We start from the raw sequence: 16,029 nt of genomic DNA on the forward strand, positions 1-16,029 counted from the left end.
CAATTTATCAGTTAAACAAGATAATGTTGAGGATCGATTGAACACTGTCAATGAAGTTAAACAAATTTTTGATAACTTCAAGCACTCGGAAAGTATTGCCTTACAGTATGTTAAAGTTTTATACAATCTATCTAATCTACAAAATGATCTCAATCAAACGAAGCTGAGAGTCATTGAAATATTAGATATCCTAAAAAATTTCTCTAGCGTTGAAATACTTAATATTCTAGTAGATATATTACAAAACAACTCTGATATAAAATTAGATACAGATAAGATTCCAACTACTAGTCTTACAAAAATTTTAGATAAGCTGTGTTTAAACTCTAATATTGACACGGATAGAGATTTACTAATTCGTACTTTAAACCTTAAACTTACTTCAGGTCGTAAACTAGTTGTAAATACCAAATACGATATTTTAAATAGTTGGATTGAATACTATAAAGATGTTAAAGATAAAGATAAACTCACTCAACTAATAGATATCTATAAGATCGTTCAAGAAATCAAATTTAAACTTGGTTTGAAAGAAGATAATAAGGAGCTTCAATTTGGTCATTACACTAAAGGAGCTACTCTACAAGTTATGTTAAAACAAGAGGAAAAGAATGAGAAGAAACATATTTTTTCCGTATCTGGAAAAACTCGCTTGTACAACGCTAGTTATATGAACGATCCCGAAGAAGGGTTGATTATCGAAAAAGTGTTAAAATCTAACAAAGAAGGGAAAATTTCATCCTACTTTGATAATCGAAATATTTTAGATCCTAGCTCATGGTTTTTAATGAGTTTTACCATTAAAACTGATGACTTAGCTATGTGGTCCCAGTACGGCGATAATGCTCAAGGTGTTTGTCTAGTACTTAAGGAAGATGATTTTTCAAGATTCACTTCTTTCAATGATGTATCATGGCGTAAAGAAACTCTACTACTAGAATCTGAAAACAAGAGTGAAGTTGCAATATCTGAATCAAGTAGTGATTTCAAAAGTTCTTCGAATAAATTAGAGAATAATGATTCAAGCAATTCTATCAATAGTGATGAAACCCAACTAAAATCTGGGCAAAAAGACAATGTTTCTAAAGGAAGCATTGATTATCTCTATAGAATAGCCTATGTTAAAAATACAGGTGAAAACTTTGAACTAGAAAAAACAGAACTATTTGATGGCAATGAAATCACAAAATTAAAAGAATCTGTGAATAATTTAAAACAAAAATTGTATGAGAGAGTGAATGATGATGATGACTTTTATAAAAAAGCTATCTCCAACTGTATCGAAGAAATTCGTTACTTGTTCAAATCTGTAGATTACAAATATGAAAACGAACTTCGGATCTTACGCTATGCTAATCTAGACCCAAGTAATGATAAAATAAAAATAGATAAAGAATCTGGAATTGGTAAACTTTATGTAGAACGGGAAAATCCAATTCAAATTGATGAAGTCATTTTCGGTCCTAAGTTTCCAAATCCAGAATATGTAACGCCTTTACTGAAGCTATTGGATAATGATATCAAATATAAAAAATCTACGATAAAATTCAGATAAATTTCTCAGAAAATCCTCTAATCTTCTAGTTTTTACTAGAAGATTTTTTATATATAAAAATTTTATACATATTGCTTGACAGCGTTTCCATTTAGATGTATGATGTATGTGTAGAATAATTATATATAAAATTTTTATATACTAAAAAGGAGGTGCCCCATGTATTTTCCAACATCATCGGCTTTGATTGAATTTCTCATCTTGGCCATTCTAGAACAAGGGGATTCCTATGGTTATGAAATTAGCCAAACTATTAAACTCATCGCCAAAATTAAGGAATCTACTCTCTACCCCATCCTGAAAAAACTGGATACTAATCGCTATCTGACTACATACTCTCGCGAATACCAAGGTCGGATGCGCAAGTACTACTCCTTGACAGAGGTTGGAGAGGAGCAACTGTTTGTCCTTCGAGAAGAATGGACACTCTATACTGACACTATCAACGGCATCATAGAAGGGAGCATTCGCCATGACAAGAACTGAATATTTGAATCAGCTTGAAGCCTATCTGATGAAGCTTCCTCAAGCTGACCGCATCGAAGCAATGGACTACTTCAAAGAACTCTTCGATGATGCTGGTCCAGAAGGTGAGGAAGAACTCATAGCTAGTCTCGGTAGTCCAAAAGAGGCTGCCCATGATATTTTGACAACACTTCTCGATAAAAAAATCAACGAAGAAAATTCCAATAAGAACAACCGTCAAGTTTTACAAATCGCAATCCTCGCACTTCTGGCTGCTCCTATCGGCATTCCTGTAGCAATTGGTCTCCTTATGGTTATCATCGGGATTTTTATCGCAGCAATTAGTGTACTTTTAACCTTCTTTGCTGTATCAGCAGCTGGAATGGTGCTCGGAACTGTCCTCCTATTTGAAAGCTTCTACGTTCTGGCTGAATCTACATCTGCCTTTATGCTGATTTTTGGTGGAGGTTTACTGGCAATCGGAGCTTCGTCCCTAGTTTTGCTAGCAACTTCCTATGTGACCCGTTTCTTTGGAATACTAATCCTTCGACTCATTCAGTGGATTCTTAATAGAGGAAAGAGAGGTGAAAGTCATGCGTAAATTAACAAAAGGATTTCTTATCTTTGGTGTTGTTACTAGTATCATCGGTTTTACCATGATGATCATCGGCATCCAAACCGATGGTGTCAGAAGCCTCCTTGCAATGTCTCAAAATCCAGTCTTTGAGAGCCGAATGGAAGAGCTCACATTTGATCAAGATATCGAAAATCTTAACATCTCACTAACACAACATTCGCTAGTTATTACGGAGTCAAACGATGATAAGATTCACATCCAGTATCATCCAACCATCTCTGAAAAAGAGAATCTTCAACATTCTAGTAAAGAAAAAACTCTTGAGATTTCCGACACCAAGTCAACTACACGTCCTTCTGTTGGTTCTAGTATCCAGGGTATTCTCTTTATCGCAAGCGGAATCTCTAGCCGCAATGATGAAGTCGTACTCTCATTACCAAGAGGAAAGGACTTAAAAAATCTTACAGCTCAGGTTGACCATCGTATCCTTTCAATTTCCAATGCAAAAATCAGCAATGCCAAGATTCTGTCAAATGGATATCTCCTTCGTATCACTGATAGCGAGATTAAGAATAGCCAACTGACCACAGCTGGAATCGTCAATGTATTTGAAACAAGTCTAACAGATAGCCGTATCCAAGCAGAACATGAACATATCTCTGCTGACGACATCCAAGTCCATGGTCGTGTGGAATTAGAGGCAGAAAAAGACATGACCCTAAAGCTAACCCAAAAAGAATTTGACAGAATCAATGTAGAACTTTCTTCTGACCATGGTTCCATCTACCATCGCAGTCGGGAAGGATATAATCCGTATGAGGAAAACAAGGAAGATGAAGAGTTCTCTAATCCTTACAATTCAGAGAAAAAAGATACACAAGATTTACTTGTCGCAAAAGCTGGTCAAGACATCAATCTACCAAAAGAGGAGGTTCGCTCGCCTTCTTATAGAAATCATGAATAAAAAGTTACTAATCAAAAGGGAGGTCTCATCATGACTCAAGAATGGTTTGAAAGTGCTGATTTCGAGAAAACAGCCAACAATGATAAAAAAGAAAGTCCATCTGACCCAGTCATTCCCGAGGAAGAACTAAAAGAAAAAGAAGAATTGTCAGTAGTCGAGGAAAATTCCCAAGCCAATCCTGAAAATCAGGAAATTGACCTAGAAAAAGTAGAGGCTGAAGAACAAGAAGAAGCTGAAGATAAACTGGCAACAAAGACAGACCAGTCAGAAGAGCCTGTTAAAGAAGCGCCTCAGACAAGCAAATCTTTGGAAAGTCCATTTGTCCCAGATCCTGTACCTACAAAAACGGCAATCTTCAAGGAAGAACTAGCTGACTTTTGGGTTTGGTTACAAGGTGCCCTTAAAGAACCAACAGCAAGGTTTGATACAGATAAGAAACACAGTTACACTGCCTTTGCGCTCCTAACTATCTTTTCTGCCACGAGTTTCCTCTTTACAGTATATCACGCCAAGCAAGCCTACTACGGCCATATGGCAGCCATCGACTCTAAAGCTCTCCAGAATTTCCCTTCACTAAATCTCTTTTCTATCTTCTCCATCCTGGTAGCGACAAGTTTGTTCTTCTTCTCTATCCTCATGGGTGGATTTGTAGTCAAACGTTTTGTCGATCAGGACAGTGATTGGACATTGGAAAGAGCCTTTCAAGTACATAGTAGGATCTTGGCTATCCCAATTCTCTTGACAGGTATTGCTAGCTTCTTTGCCTTCTTTAACGGTCTACGCTTTGTAGCTCTTCTCTGCCTCATTAGTATGGGCATGGTACTACTTGGTAACCTTTATATCATTTCAAGACCCAGCAAGGGTAGTCAAACTGATTCCTTCTATCGCCTTCTCTTGGCTTTCTTGGTCAACGGAGGTGTCCTATTTATCTTTTTCCTAGCAGAAATGGCACTTGTTTTCGACTATCTTCGAATTCTTGTCTTCTTATAAAAAAATCCCAGCTATTTAAGAATAGCTGGGATTTTATATGTCTAACGAACCACTATTTCTCATCTTGTAGTTTCGAGAAAATCTATTTACCTTTTCGTTTAGACCTTTTGAAAACTCCTGTGATATTTGAAAATGCACTTTTGGCAAAATGTTCCACCTTACCTTCGACCTTTTGAATGGGCTTTGGAAGATAACTCTTAAAAACATCAAATTGAGCATTGAATAGTTTGAAGAAAACTTGTATCGTCATCTTTTTTTGTTCAGATGTTAGACGAGTCATGTTATTTACGATTTTGATAATTTTCTTAGGTGTATCAACGGTGATATCTGCAAACTTGTTGATACCTGACTCCAAAAAGACATCAAAGATAACATCTGAAAACTCTTGCTTTTCATTGTTACTCATGGTATCTAACCAGCTCGAAATAACCTTGTCGGCATGAATACTTAACTGAGATTGATTTTCAATCTGGACAAAGTCTATTTGCCCTACCTCCCAAGAGAAAGTATCGTGTTGAAGTAACAAAATAGCGTTACTCTTGACTACTTTGGCATTCACCGGTGGCTCCAATAAGACGCTCACCATTGAGTCTTGAGGAATGTAGGAGGCGATTCTATCTTTTATTCGGAGAAATCCTTCTGACTCCAAAAGGGACTCATGAAGTCCTGGAGCATCAAAGGCATAAATTTCTGTAACAGCCTTTTGTTTTTCCTCATCCAATTTTGAGCTGGCATAAATCGCAAGATTTCCTCCCTTAGAATGCCCCGATACAATATACTCTCCAGGAAACTCCGTCATCCGCTTCTCTAAGTATTGATGGGCTGACTGTTGGGCTGGAACCTCGTGCATAAAGGTCATATGGAAGTCTTCTTTCCAACCAATTAGATTTTCATCTGTCCCTCGGAAAACGACCAAATATTTCTCATGTCCAAGACGATAGGTTATGGCTGAAAATTGACGCTCAATATTTGAATCGATTTTATTAATAAAGTCAAAAGCTTCGATAGCCCCGTATCGCTCACTGCTTCCAAGAATTCCTAGGAGTTCAATCCTTGGAGTTGTGATAACCGATAAAATTTCTCCCTTGTCGCCATTGATTGCAGTGTAATGCTGCGATATTTTCTCTAATGATATCTCGTCGTCCGTAACAATTTGCTCAAAAGGTAAATAGGCTACTTCTGTCAATGCAAGGACATCTAAATCTTTAAAAAAGACTTTGTCAAATGAGTATGTTTTCAACCCCTGAGCATAATCAATGATGTTACTCATTCTACCCTCCCTATCTTTTTATTGATGTTCTCGTCCTTGTTAGAAATGGACTCAAATATGATACTTAACGCAAGTAGCAATGCCCAAAATGGAGCAAACCATAACATTGCCAAATTCAACAGAAACATCAGATACTTCCAGTTGGTTTTTACTAATAAAGTTGGAATTAAAAAACAGAAAAACAAGAATCCACTAACAAGTGAAAAGAATATTCCAAAGGATGTCTCCAGAGTATAAATTGGAGATAGAATGTCATAAGTGTTCAAAATCGGGAAAACAAGGGCTAAAACAAGGGCCAATATGATACTGATTGCCACTACACTAATGTTTATCAATTTTGAATAACTCGCCCTACTGTTTAACCAGTTGTTCCATGTCTGTATTTTAGACCGGTCTTGTCTCTGCCTTACTCTTCCAGTATCTGTGTAGGTATAATAATTAGGGATATGGGCCCAGTAGATTCTTTCAATCACGGTTGCAAAAAAGTTTGAGCGAGATTGAAAAGGTTGTAAGAGTACATTTTTTTGTTGCCCCAAATGTCTTTTAAACAAAGGCAAAAAACGGAACGGATCATGATTGGAATAGAAGTTTATGAGACTATCATCATTCTTTAAAAAGTTAGACTGTTTCAAAATCTCTTGGCTACGTCGATTAAAGGTCCACCAAGGGGAAGTCGCAGAAAATGTTATGCATCTCTCTATCCCATCCTCAAAAATATATAAACGTTGAGCCAGCAAACCTCCCAAAGATACACCGGAAACTACAAAGCGTTTGTGGGGATACTTCTTTCTCAAGGAATGATAAAACACTTGAAGACTATCATACTGATACAGGTGGACCAAGCCCATACTACCTAGAGTCGAGCTATAAATCCAGTCTTGAAAAATCGTTTTGAAACTATCTTCGTCATTTACCTTGGGGATAAAACGGGCATCGGCTCCTGTCTTGCGAAAGAGTTTTTTCCCAATCCCTACATCGGCACCTCTAACAACGATATAGATAGTATCTTCGCCTTCCGTTTCGTAGGCAACAGCTTGTAAGCCATTTACCCACGAAGCATTCTCATCAATCGAGGCAAGTTTTTTTACAACTTTATCTTCAAAAACTACACTTCCGTATCGCATTATTTCTGTATTGAATACAATACTTGTCAAGTATACTAATAATCTAGTTTCTTTAATCATTTGCTTTATTTACTGTCAAAAAAAGATAAGTAGTGAGCGGGATGCTTTCCCGTGTTTTATAACACTACTTATCTTTAAACGTTAATCTACTTATCCTTCGTTTGCTTCTGTGGTAGCTGAAGGCACTGTCATTGTAGCAAGGGCGTTATTGATAGCCACCAAGTTTGCTTTCTTAGTCGCATTGATGATAAGGAACCAATCGATGATTGTCCAGATACCAAAAGTCAACCAAGCCAAAAGAAGTTTTGCAACTCCTAATCCAATGTGACCAATATAGAAACGGTCAACTCCAAGAGTACCAAGAAAGATTGAAAGAATCAAAGCTGTTGTAGGGTTTTTGATGTTTGCAGCAGCGATCACTTGGTTTGCTTGTGAGTCATCTAGTTGGCTCAAACGTTGACGAAGTGATGGAAGTTGTTCTGATGGGAAGCTCCCAGTATTTGCTGACAAGAATGAATCTGTAAAGTTTGACATAATAATCTCCTCTTTATGTTTTCTTCTATTCTAGAGATTTTTTCCCTTTTTGTCAAATTTTCTCTAGGTTTACCGCCTGTTTCGGCCGGTTTTTGCTGTCTCTATCATACTTCCTTTCACTCGTGTCACATTTATTCTTTGGCTTCTGTAAACAAAAAATCCTGTCAATCTTTGACAGGATTCTGATATACAAAAGATAAATTTACTTATTCTTCAGTAGCTTCAACTTGTTCTGCAACAACTTCTACTTTTTCTTCAATGACTTCTACAGTTTCTGGAGTAGCTGTCATTGTAGCAAGAGCTGTGTTGATAGCTTCAAAGTTTGCTGCTTTTGTAGCGTTCATGATAAGGAACCAGTCAACAACAACCCAGATCCAAGTAAAGAATAGTGAGAATCCGAATGTGATAATAGGCAAAAGCAAAGTAGCCAAGAGTTTACCAATTCCTAGACCAGTATTACCAATGTAGAAACGGTCAACTCCAAATCCACCTAAGAAGATTGAAAGAATCAAAGCTGTTGTAGGGTTTTTAACGTCTGTAGCAGCAATTACTTGGTTTGCTTGTGAATCATCTAATTGACTCAAGCGTTCACGAAGTGATGGAAGTTGCTCTGATGGGAAGTTAGCAGTATTTGCTGACAAGAATGAATCTGTAAAGTTTGACATAATAATCTCCTCTTTATGTTTTCTTATATTTTAGACATTTTTTTCCTTTTTGTCAAACTTCCTCTGTGTTTCCTATATTTTTCAAAGTTCCAGTTCAATTTAACCAAAAGAAAAACATTCAATACATCTTCCCTTAGAATTCCTTTATTTTACATTTACCAGTGTTTCAAATGCCTCTCCTGAAACAGGCCCTACTTCTACTTGATTGGCATCTAGATTCTGATAGAGTTCTTCTGGTAAAGCCCCCAAGAAGGTTTGATAATCTAGTCTAGCCACTGCTTCATAGTCTTCTGGTTTTGAGCCGTCTCCTGATATTTTTACTAGATCAATTTCCCAGACAAGCTCTTTTCCTACCAACTGCTCAACATAAGGCGCTGGAATCACAGGTTCTTTTGGCAAAATAGTCTTTACTCCCTGAGCTAGGTGGTAGATACCATGAACCTTACCCTCGCTATCTGGATAGAATTTGGCGCTTGCAGGATATGCATCCGACCCTTGAACCTTTTTGACTAATGCTTCAAAACGCGCCAAACCACCTTTTTCTGAGAAGTTTTCCAAATCCTTCTTATCAAAATAAATAGGGGATAGAATTCCTTGGCAGAATCCCAAACGAGCACCCTTATCCGCCAAATAGTTTTTGATAGTATCGTGGAAATAATTTTCCAAATCAAAGTCTGCCAATCCTTCAACACCTTCACCAACCTTGGTAGACAAGGCTTGCAAGAGAGCTTCTAGAATCTCCCAATCAGCTCTTGTAATCAAGTCAGGAATGATTACTTGATAGCCTTTTTGAGAGTCTAGGTAGCGAACTTTAAAGAGGAACTGAGATTTGCCCACGATTCCACACTCGATGTACTCGAGGCGATTAAGGGGTTGGCGGAGATAGACAGCATCATAACTATGTGACTCTAGTCCTTCTACTAAGCCTAAAATTGATTTAGCTGTAAGAATCTCCTGTTGTCCTAAAATACTTTGTTTATTTGGAATAAAAAATGTTTTCACCATAAATGGTCTCCTTTGAAATCGTTTACATATAGTATACACCATTTTCCTGAAAGATGCAGAAACAAATTTAAGATTTTTTGGTCAAAAGCATAGAAAAAACAGCCACTAAGGACTGTCTTACTTTTATACAACTTCAGAATGATCCAAGTTCTCACCAATCGCTGCTAAACGCTCGATGACTTGATCTTGCGTCAATTCATGCTCTAAAACATAGCGATTACGTGGATGAACACGGCACTCGTGTGAGCAACCACGGAGGTACTTGTCTTCATTCTCTTCTGATGTCAAGATACGACGGTTACAGAATGGATTTCCACAGTTGACATAACGTTCACATGGTGTACCATCAAACCAATCTTTTCCGACGATTGTTGGATTAACATGATTGACATCGACTGCAATACGCTCATCAAAGACGTACATTTTCCCATCCCAAAGTTCGCCTTGAACTTCTGGATCTTTACCGTAAGTGGCGATTCCTCCATGCAATTGGCCAACATCTTTGTAGCCTTCACGAACCATCCAACCAGAGAATTTCTCACAACGGACTCCACCAGTACAGTAGACGACAACACGCTTGTCCATAAATTTTTCCTTGTTATCACGAACCCATTGTGGCAACTCGCGGAAATTGCGGATGTCTGGGCGGATAGCACCACGGAAATGACCTAGGTCATACTCGTAGTCGTTACGAGTATCAAGGACAACTGTATCTTCATCTAGGAGGGCTTCTTTGAATTCTTTTGGAGACAAGTAAGCACCTGTTGTTTCAAGGGGATCAATATCTTCGTCAAAGTTTTCATCTTCTAAACCAAGGTGGACGATTTCCTTTTTGTAGCGAACAAACATCTTCTTGAAAGCTTGCTCACTTTCTTCATCAATCTTGAACCAGAGGTTTTCCATCCCTGGAAGGCTGTGAACATAGTCCATGTATTTTTGCGTTGTTTCGTAATCACCAGAAACGGTTCCGTTAATCCCTTCGTCAGCGACTAGGATACGACCTTTGAGGCCGATTGATTTACAGAAAGCCAAGTGGTCAGCCGCAAATTGTTCTGCGTTTTCGATGGGAACATATTTATAGTAAAGTAAAACACGAATAGGTTTTGCCATAAGATTCTCTTTTCTAAGATTAAATTATCAGAATTTTTCATTCAACTATACTAGTATACTCCCTCAAGAAAGCGAATGCAATTTATTTGACCGAAAATTAAAAACAAGACTTGAAAACAGGTCTTGTTTTAACTGAATATTCGATGAAGAAAAGTTATCAAAAATGGCAAGGTTGCCACAATATTATTGATAACATGAACGATATAACCGGGATAGATACTCTTGGTATAGCGAGTTAGACCCGCATAAAAGATTCCAAATGTCGCAAAAACAAGAATATCTAGTACACTGGGAAAACTTGTAAAGTGAGGAAGAGCAAATAAAACCGAAGGAAGAATCAGGTCAAGCCCAAATTTCGAATCTTTAAAGAAGGCATGTTGGAGCAATCCTCTATAAATCAACTCTTCCATCAGAGGCCCTAGAAAAAATAAGGATAGGTAGAGTCCCAACTCGGCAAAATTTGTCTCACTATAACCAATCAACACAGCCCAACCTTCATAGGTAGACTGAACATGTCTAGCCGTTTGGAAATTAAACGTTATATGAAGCACAGCTACGAGAATTGTCAGCACTGTATACCACAGCCATTTTTTCTTAGGAATAACAAAAAGATATCCATGACCTGTCTTGACTAATATCCATACCATCAGTCCGATGAAGACTAGACTGACAAGATTTCGAATCCAGAAAAAATTGCCAATCTGAGAAGAAAATTGCCAATAGCTTTGGATCATAAGCGTCAACTGAGAAAGTCCATATACGAAAAATAGGTAGGATAAGATTGCACTTATTTTAAAGAATGGATGATATTTTTTCATATGTCTATAAGCTATGTTAAATGTAAGAGCAAAACTCTGAACAAAATGCAGATAATTATATGCAAATACTGAAAAAAGAATCACTACCTTATCTAGAAGGCTCTAGACAAGGCAGTGATTGCAATTTTTAGGAATGAATACACGAAATCAATTATTCTTATGATTTTTTGCTTTTCAAGAATTCGTCGTATTGTTTTTGCATTTCATCCAATACTTTTTGGTAAGCACCTTCAGATTTAAGTTTTTCCATCAATTCTGGAATAGCTTTTTCTGGGTCTACAGTACCAGTGTTGATAGCTGTATCGAATTGTTGCATAGTGTTAGTGATAGCTGAGATTTCAGATTTCACGTTGTCAGTGTTGAAGATGAATCCAAGCGCTGGAGATTCTTTTGCAGTTTCCAAATCTTTCTTAGATTGTGCAATTTGTTCATCTGTAACGTTTTCGTTGATGTAAAGGATCCAGTTGTTACCAGTGTTCCATCCTGACATGTGAGTGTTTCCTTTGTATCCGTCAAGGACTTTAACACGGTTTTCTTTACCTTCAACTTTTTCCCAGTTCTTGCCTTCTGGACCGTAAACAAGACCGTTCAAGAGTTCTGGGTTAGTGTTCAAGAGGTTCAACACTTCCATTGCTTTTTCTTTGTTCTTAGAGTTGTTTGAGATTACAAAGTTAGCAACTTGAGTTGTTTGGTTTTTCTTGATGAAGTTAGTAAATGGTTTGATTTTGATATCTCTGTTAGCAACACGAGAAAGCAAGCTACTACCGTAGTCAGCTGGTCCTACTGTTTCTTCACGAACAAGCCAAGTATCTTGAGTAAGGTCATATGAAGTATCACTAGTTGCTACGTCTTTTGGAATGTATCCTGCTTCATAGTATTTGTGCATAGTCTTCAAGTGTTCTACGAAACGAGGAACTTCGTAACGGTTTACGATCTTAGTAGTGTCGCCTTCAAGGTCGATGACGAATGGAAGACCATTTGCAACTGGGTAGTCAAAGTTTTCTGATGGAATAAAGTTTTTACCAACAGCGAATGGCATTACATCTGGAGCTTTTTCTTTGATTTGTTTCAATACTGGTTCAAGTGTTTCGTATGAAGTTACACCTGAGATATCGATTCCATATTTTTCAAGAAGTGGGCCGTTGAAGGCAAAGTTTTGTGAAGATGCAACGTTAGCTGCAACTGGAACAGCGTAAATTTTACCGTTTATAGTGTTACCTTTGATGTAAGCTGGGTCAAGCGCTTTGTAAAGATCAGCTCCTTCTTTCTTGTACAATTCTGTCAAGTCAGCATAAGCACCCTTTTGAGCGTTTACTACGTAGTTATCTGCAAATGCGATATCATAGTTTTCACCTGATGAAGTGATAACTGACATTTTCTTACCGTAGTCACCCCAACCAAGGTATTGGATATCCAATTTAGCACCAACTTTTTCTCCGATGATTTTGTTTGCATTTTCTAGCAATTCATCCAAGTTATCTGGTTTGTCACCGATTTGGTACATTTTGATAACAGTTTTATCACCTGAAGCTGAGTCAGCAGCTTTTTGGTTGTTTCCTTTAAGGTTTCCACAAGCTGCAAGGCTAGCAGCTAAAGCGACAAGGCTAGCAGATGCAAAAGCATATTTTTTCCAGTTTTTCATGATAAAAACTCCTTTTTTTATTTTTAAATTTAAAACAATTTTAGTGATCTACTTTTCAACAAAGAAAAGTTAGATAGGGTAGAGAAAACATGTTTCTCAGTGTTTCTTATTCTTTAACACCACCGATAGTCAAACCTTTTACAAAGTAGCGTTGGAAGAATGGATAGAGAATCGCAATTGGAACAGTCGCAACAACGACCATGGCCATACGACCTGTTTCTTTTGGTAGGGCAACCGCAAGTTGTCCTGACATACCAACAGACTTAGCAATGTAATCCATGTTGTTTTGAATTTGCATCAGCAAATATTGCAATGGATACAAGTTGTCACTCTTGATGTAAAGTAGGGCATTGAACCAGTCGTTCCAGAATCCAAGTGCTGTCAAAAGTGTGATAGTCGCAATCCCTGGAAGAGAAAGTGGTAAACAAATTTGGAAGAAAATCCGCGCTTCGCTAGCACCGTCGATACGAGCTGATTCGAGGATTGCTTCTGGTATGGTCTTCTTGAAGAAGGAACGCATCAACATAATGTTGAATGGTGATAGAAGCATCGGAACAATCAAGGCCCAAATAGTGTCACCCAAGTGAAGTAATTGAGTTACCACGATATAGCCTGGTACCAAACCAGCATTGAACAACATACTAAGAAGAGCGAAGACTGTAAAGAATTTGCGATACTTAAATGTTGAACGTGAGATGGCATAAGCGTAGGTTGTTGTGATGAATACGTTTGTCAACGTACCTACAACTGTCACAAAGCCTGAGATAAAGAGCGCTTGTAGAATCTTGTCCTTGAACTGAGCCAAGAACTGGAATCCATCTACACCAAACTTCGATGGGAAGAAGCTATATCCATATTGAACAATACTTTTTTCGTCTGTAATTGAGATAATGATTACGAAGATGAAAGGCAAGATACAAGAGAAGGCCAGCAAACCAGATATGATACTAAAGAAGATATCTGCTTTTTTGCTGAAGGAGTGTATGCCAACATTATCAATTTTTTCTTTTTGAATTTTTTTTGCCATATGCTCCTCCTTTCTAGAATAGTGCTGAGTTAGGATCAACACGTCTTGCAAGTAAGTTTGATAGGATAACGAGAATCAAACCGACGACTGACTGATAGAGACCGGCTGCTGATGCCATACCGATATCTGCTGTCTGGGTCAATCCGTTAAAGACATAAACGTCCAATACGTTTGTTACGCTATAGAGCTGACCAGCGTTGTGAGGGATTTGGTAGAAGAGACCGAAGTCCGCACGGAAGATGTTTCCGACTGCAAGGATGGTCAATACTGTCACAAGCGGAGTCAACTGAGGGATGGTTACGTTACGGATACGTTGCCATTTGCTAGCGCCATCCACTGTTGCTGCTTCGTAGTAAGTTGGGTCAATACCCATGATAGTTGCGTAGTACATCACACTACTATATCCAAAGCCTTTCCAGATACCTAGGAAGAGGAGGAGGTACGGCCAAATACTTACATCAGCGTAGAAGTTAATACCCTTCATTCCGAGAGCTTCTAGGGTGTGGTTGATAAGCCCTTTATCGATATTTAGGAAAGCATCTGTAAAGAAACTAATGATAACCCAAGATAGGAAGTAAGGGAATAACATAGACGTTTGGTAGATTTTAACCATTTGCTTAGAGCGAAGTTCACTAAGGATAATGGCGATACCAACTGACACAACCAAACCGATAAAGATAAATCCAAGGTTGTAAAGTACTGTGTTTCGAGTGATGACAAAGGCATCTTTCGAACTAAACAAGAATTTAAAGTTATCTAGTCCGACCCATCTACTGTTTATAATACTGTGAACGAATCCTTCACCAGTCATATGGTAGTCTTTGAAGGCAACCACATTCCCAAAAACTGGAATGTAGAAGAATAAAATCAACCAAATTGTTCCTGGTAGAACCATTAAGAGAAAAATCCAATTATCTCTTAAAGTTTTTGAAAACTTGTTCATAATTTCCCCCCCTTTTTATTTTCTAAAACTTCATAATCTCACATTTTTTAGACTTGATAACGTTTACAAAAATAGTATACTCTTATTTTTAGGACAGTTTAAACTACAAATTATAGAAAAAACTCCACAAATTATTTTATGTGGAGAACTTTTTTATAAGGAGGATGTTTCACGAGAAACACTCCGCCTGCATGAGGCGTTCCCCATCTCTACTAATTGAAAACTCCTTCCAATATCGGTTGGGGAAAACTGACAAAATGAACCTGGGCATTTATAATGGTACCTGCTTCATTTTTCTCAATCTCAGGTTGCCCTTCAGTATGTAAAATAGTAGGGCGACCATCCTTGTAGCCAAAGAGAATCACTTCTGTCCCTGCTTCATTCACATAACAGGCCAAGATTTCAAATCGTTTTTCTACAACACCAACAGTATAGTCATGCCATTTAAAAGTATAGTTCACTCCATCCACTTGCCCAAATTGCATAATCTGATCTGGGACTGCAAGCCCATAATAACGACTATATGTTGCTAGGTTAGTAGACTTAAATTTTTCACCTTTACTATCCGAGTAAGATTCCATGACTGTTTTTATCTTGTCTGTTAGAGTACTACTGTCTGCCTCATTCTCTGTAGCTACACTTGTTTTTAATAGAAATTCCTTAAAACCTTGCGCTAAATCTGTGTTTTCAGTCTCTTCAAAATTCGCAGCACGGATAGTTTCTAGTGTCTTATCGGCATACAAAACCTGTGCTTGCCCATCCTTGAGTGTAAAAAGGTAAAAATGTCTGGCTTGATCGTCATAGTAGGCATCCAAAACCAAGTAATCATAGGCATTGTCACTGGACACCCCGAAAATATTCCATCGGACTCTTTTCTGAGAGACAGTTGTTGTTTCTAATTTTTTAATGAGTTCATTTTTTTCGTCAAACTTTATATGCTCCAGTCTATGATAGGACTGCCCCATAGAGGAAGCCCAGCTTGCAAACTCTTCCTGCCACTTTTCGGTGTTGTATTGGATTAGCTTCTGAAAATCCGAGTAATTCTTCATAATCAAGGCTTGATCAGTAGGATGAGATAACTGGAGTTCCTCCATGGCTACAAGAGTAGCAACCATAGGTGATTGCACAGTTGCGCCCTTGACTTCTTTTTCGTGCGAAAGAGCCTTCTCATAGGAATCCGCTAGGTAGTGAAAATAGTTGGTTACTTCCTTGGTTTGTTGCTCCCTTGATGTTGACTGACTAGTTACGCTATCTTCTGTCGTATTTTGACAAGCAGATAAAACTAGCAGAGTAGCACCTAGGACTAGTAGTAGCTTTTTCATGGTCAGACCTCCAAACTA

Annotated in this window: 16 protein-coding genes; 5 read left to right on the forward strand and 11 right to left on the reverse strand. The window is 37.9% G+C overall.

The window, feature by feature from the left end:
* The 5 genes from HMPREF1481_RS09840 to HMPREF1481_RS09860 form a co-directional block, all read left to right on the forward strand.
* On the forward strand, positions 1 to 1,555 hold a 1,555-nt coding region (locus HMPREF1481_RS09840), incomplete at its 5' end, for a DUF2971 domain-containing protein (RefSeq protein WP_016466481.1).
* A 159-nt stretch (positions 1,556 to 1,714) separates the two neighbouring features.
* Complete coding sequence (locus HMPREF1481_RS09845; RefSeq protein WP_016466482.1) at positions 1,715 to 2,041, forward strand: PadR family transcriptional regulator; 327 nt, start codon at positions 1,715 to 1,717, stop codon at positions 2,039 to 2,041.
* On the forward strand, positions 2,028 to 2,621 hold the full coding sequence (locus tag HMPREF1481_RS09850) for a DUF1700 domain-containing protein (RefSeq protein WP_016466483.1): 594 nt from the start codon (positions 2,028 to 2,030) through the stop codon (positions 2,619 to 2,621). The genes HMPREF1481_RS09845 and HMPREF1481_RS09850 overlap by 14 nt, the downstream gene beginning before the upstream one ends.
* A complete protein-coding gene (locus HMPREF1481_RS09855) occupies positions 2,614 to 3,561 on the forward strand; it encodes a DUF4097 family beta strand repeat-containing protein (protein WP_016466484.1) in 948 nt (315 codons plus the stop codon). The genes HMPREF1481_RS09850 and HMPREF1481_RS09855 overlap by 8 nt, the downstream gene beginning before the upstream one ends.
* A 30-nt stretch (positions 3,562 to 3,591) precedes the next feature.
* A complete protein-coding gene (locus tag HMPREF1481_RS09860) occupies positions 3,592 to 4,551 on the forward strand; it encodes a DUF6574 domain-containing protein (RefSeq protein WP_016466485.1) in 960 nt (319 codons plus the stop codon).
* An 82-nt stretch (positions 4,552 to 4,633) separates the two neighbouring features.
* Here HMPREF1481_RS09860 and HMPREF1481_RS09865 read toward each other — a convergent pair whose 3' ends face one another.
* The 11 genes from HMPREF1481_RS09865 to HMPREF1481_RS09915 all read right to left on the reverse strand — a co-directional run bounded on the left by HMPREF1481_RS09865 (position 4,634) and on the right by HMPREF1481_RS09915 (position 16,011).
* The gene (locus HMPREF1481_RS09865; protein ID WP_016466486.1) at positions 4,634 to 5,821 is read right to left on the reverse strand and encodes an Mbeg1-like protein; all 1,188 of its coding nucleotides are present in this window, start codon (positions 5,819 to 5,821) and stop codon (positions 4,634 to 4,636) included.
* On the reverse strand, positions 5,818 to 7,005 hold the full coding sequence (locus HMPREF1481_RS09870) for a hypothetical protein (protein WP_025173313.1): 1,188 nt from the start codon (positions 7,003 to 7,005) through the stop codon (positions 5,818 to 5,820). Before HMPREF1481_RS09870 ends, HMPREF1481_RS09865 begins: the two co-directional genes overlap by 4 nt.
* A gap of 90 nt (positions 7,006 to 7,095) precedes the next feature.
* A complete protein-coding gene (locus HMPREF1481_RS09875) occupies positions 7,096 to 7,479 on the reverse strand; it encodes a TM2 domain-containing protein (protein WP_016466488.1) in 384 nt (127 codons plus the stop codon).
* Positions 7,480 to 7,685: 206 nt separating this feature from the next.
* The gene (locus HMPREF1481_RS09880) at positions 7,686 to 8,144 is read right to left on the reverse strand and encodes a TM2 domain-containing protein (RefSeq protein WP_016466489.1); all 459 of its coding nucleotides are present in this window, start codon (positions 8,142 to 8,144) and stop codon (positions 7,686 to 7,688) included.
* Positions 8,145 to 8,288: 144 nt separating this feature from the next.
* Positions 8,289 to 9,149 (reverse strand): DUF4299 family protein, encoded by an 861-nt coding sequence (locus tag HMPREF1481_RS09885; RefSeq protein ID WP_016466490.1) that lies wholly within the window; start codon positions 9,147 to 9,149, stop codon positions 8,289 to 8,291.
* Between the two features lie 123 nt (positions 9,150 to 9,272).
* Positions 9,273 to 10,259, reverse strand: coding sequence for an oxygen-dependent tRNA uridine(34) hydroxylase TrhO (trhO, locus tag HMPREF1481_RS09890; RefSeq protein WP_016466491.1), 987 nt, complete (start codon positions 10,257 to 10,259; stop codon positions 9,273 to 9,275).
* A gap of 128 nt (positions 10,260 to 10,387) precedes the next feature.
* Positions 10,388 to 11,077, reverse strand: a complete 690-nt coding sequence (locus HMPREF1481_RS09895) for a CPBP family intramembrane glutamic endopeptidase (protein ID WP_016466492.1) — start codon at positions 11,075 to 11,077, stop codon at positions 10,388 to 10,390.
* A 157-nt stretch (positions 11,078 to 11,234) separates the two neighbouring features.
* Positions 11,235 to 12,719, reverse strand: coding sequence for an ABC transporter substrate-binding protein (locus HMPREF1481_RS09900; protein WP_016466493.1), 1,485 nt, complete (start codon positions 12,717 to 12,719; stop codon positions 11,235 to 11,237).
* A gap of 106 nt (positions 12,720 to 12,825) precedes the next feature.
* Positions 12,826 to 13,746: a carbohydrate ABC transporter permease gene (locus HMPREF1481_RS09905; RefSeq protein WP_016466494.1), complete on the reverse strand. Its 921-nt coding sequence runs from the start codon at positions 13,744 to 13,746 to the stop codon at positions 12,826 to 12,828.
* 13 nt (positions 13,747 to 13,759) lie between these two features.
* Positions 13,760 to 14,689: an ABC transporter permease gene (locus HMPREF1481_RS09910; protein ID WP_004251016.1), complete on the reverse strand. Its 930-nt coding sequence runs from the start codon at positions 14,687 to 14,689 to the stop codon at positions 13,760 to 13,762.
* Between the two features lie 212 nt (positions 14,690 to 14,901).
* Positions 14,902 to 16,011, reverse strand: a complete 1,110-nt coding sequence (locus tag HMPREF1481_RS09915; protein WP_016466495.1) for a DUF4767 domain-containing protein — start codon at positions 16,009 to 16,011, stop codon at positions 14,902 to 14,904.
* Positions 16,012 to 16,029 lie beyond the last annotated feature (18 nt).

The organism is Streptococcus sp. HPH0090, assembly GCF_000411475.1.
GTDB lineage: Bacteria > Bacillota > Bacilli > Lactobacillales > Streptococcaceae > Streptococcus.

Bases quoted from the DNA above. Each gene is read 5' to 3' on its own strand.
- HMPREF1481_RS09845 (WP_016466482.1), top strand. From the start codon at position 1,715: ATGTATTTTCCAACATCATCGGCTTTGATTGAATTTCTCATCTTGGCC.
- HMPREF1481_RS09850 (WP_016466483.1), top strand. From the start codon at position 2,028: ATGACAAGAACTGAATATTTGAATCAGCTTGAAGCCTATCTGATGAAG.
- HMPREF1481_RS09855 (WP_016466484.1), top strand. From the start codon at position 2,614: ATGCGTAAATTAACAAAAGGATTTCTTATCTTTGGTGTTGTTACTAGT.
- HMPREF1481_RS09860 (WP_016466485.1), top strand. From the start codon at position 3,592: ATGACTCAAGAATGGTTTGAAAGTGCTGATTTCGAGAAAACAGCCAAC.
- HMPREF1481_RS09865 (WP_016466486.1), bottom strand. From the start codon at position 5,821: ATGAGTAACATCATTGATTATGCTCAGGGGTTGAAAACATACTCATTT.
- HMPREF1481_RS09870 (WP_025173313.1), bottom strand. From the start codon at position 7,005: ATGATTAAAGAAACTAGATTATTAGTATACTTGACAAGTATTGTATTC.
- HMPREF1481_RS09875 (WP_016466488.1), bottom strand. From the start codon at position 7,479: ATGTCAAACTTTACAGATTCATTCTTGTCAGCAAATACTGGGAGCTTC.
- HMPREF1481_RS09880 (WP_016466489.1), bottom strand. From the start codon at position 8,144: ATGTCAAACTTTACAGATTCATTCTTGTCAGCAAATACTGCTAACTTC.
- HMPREF1481_RS09885 (WP_016466490.1), bottom strand. From the start codon at position 9,149: ATGGTGAAAACATTTTTTATTCCAAATAAACAAAGTATTTTAGGACAA.
- trhO (WP_016466491.1), bottom strand. From the start codon at position 10,259: ATGGCAAAACCTATTCGTGTTTTACTTTACTATAAATATGTTCCCATC.
- HMPREF1481_RS09895 (WP_016466492.1), bottom strand. From the start codon at position 11,077: ATGAAAAAATATCATCCATTCTTTAAAATAAGTGCAATCTTATCCTAC.
- HMPREF1481_RS09900 (WP_016466493.1), bottom strand. From the start codon at position 12,719: ATGAAAAACTGGAAAAAATATGCTTTTGCATCTGCTAGCCTTGTCGCT.
- HMPREF1481_RS09905 (WP_016466494.1), bottom strand. From the start codon at position 13,746: ATGGCAAAAAAAATTCAAAAAGAAAAAATTGATAATGTTGGCATACAC.
- HMPREF1481_RS09910 (WP_004251016.1), bottom strand. From the start codon at position 14,689: ATGAACAAGTTTTCAAAAACTTTAAGAGATAATTGGATTTTTCTCTTA.
- HMPREF1481_RS09915 (WP_016466495.1), bottom strand. From the start codon at position 16,011: ATGAAAAAGCTACTACTAGTCCTAGGTGCTACTCTGCTAGTTTTATCT.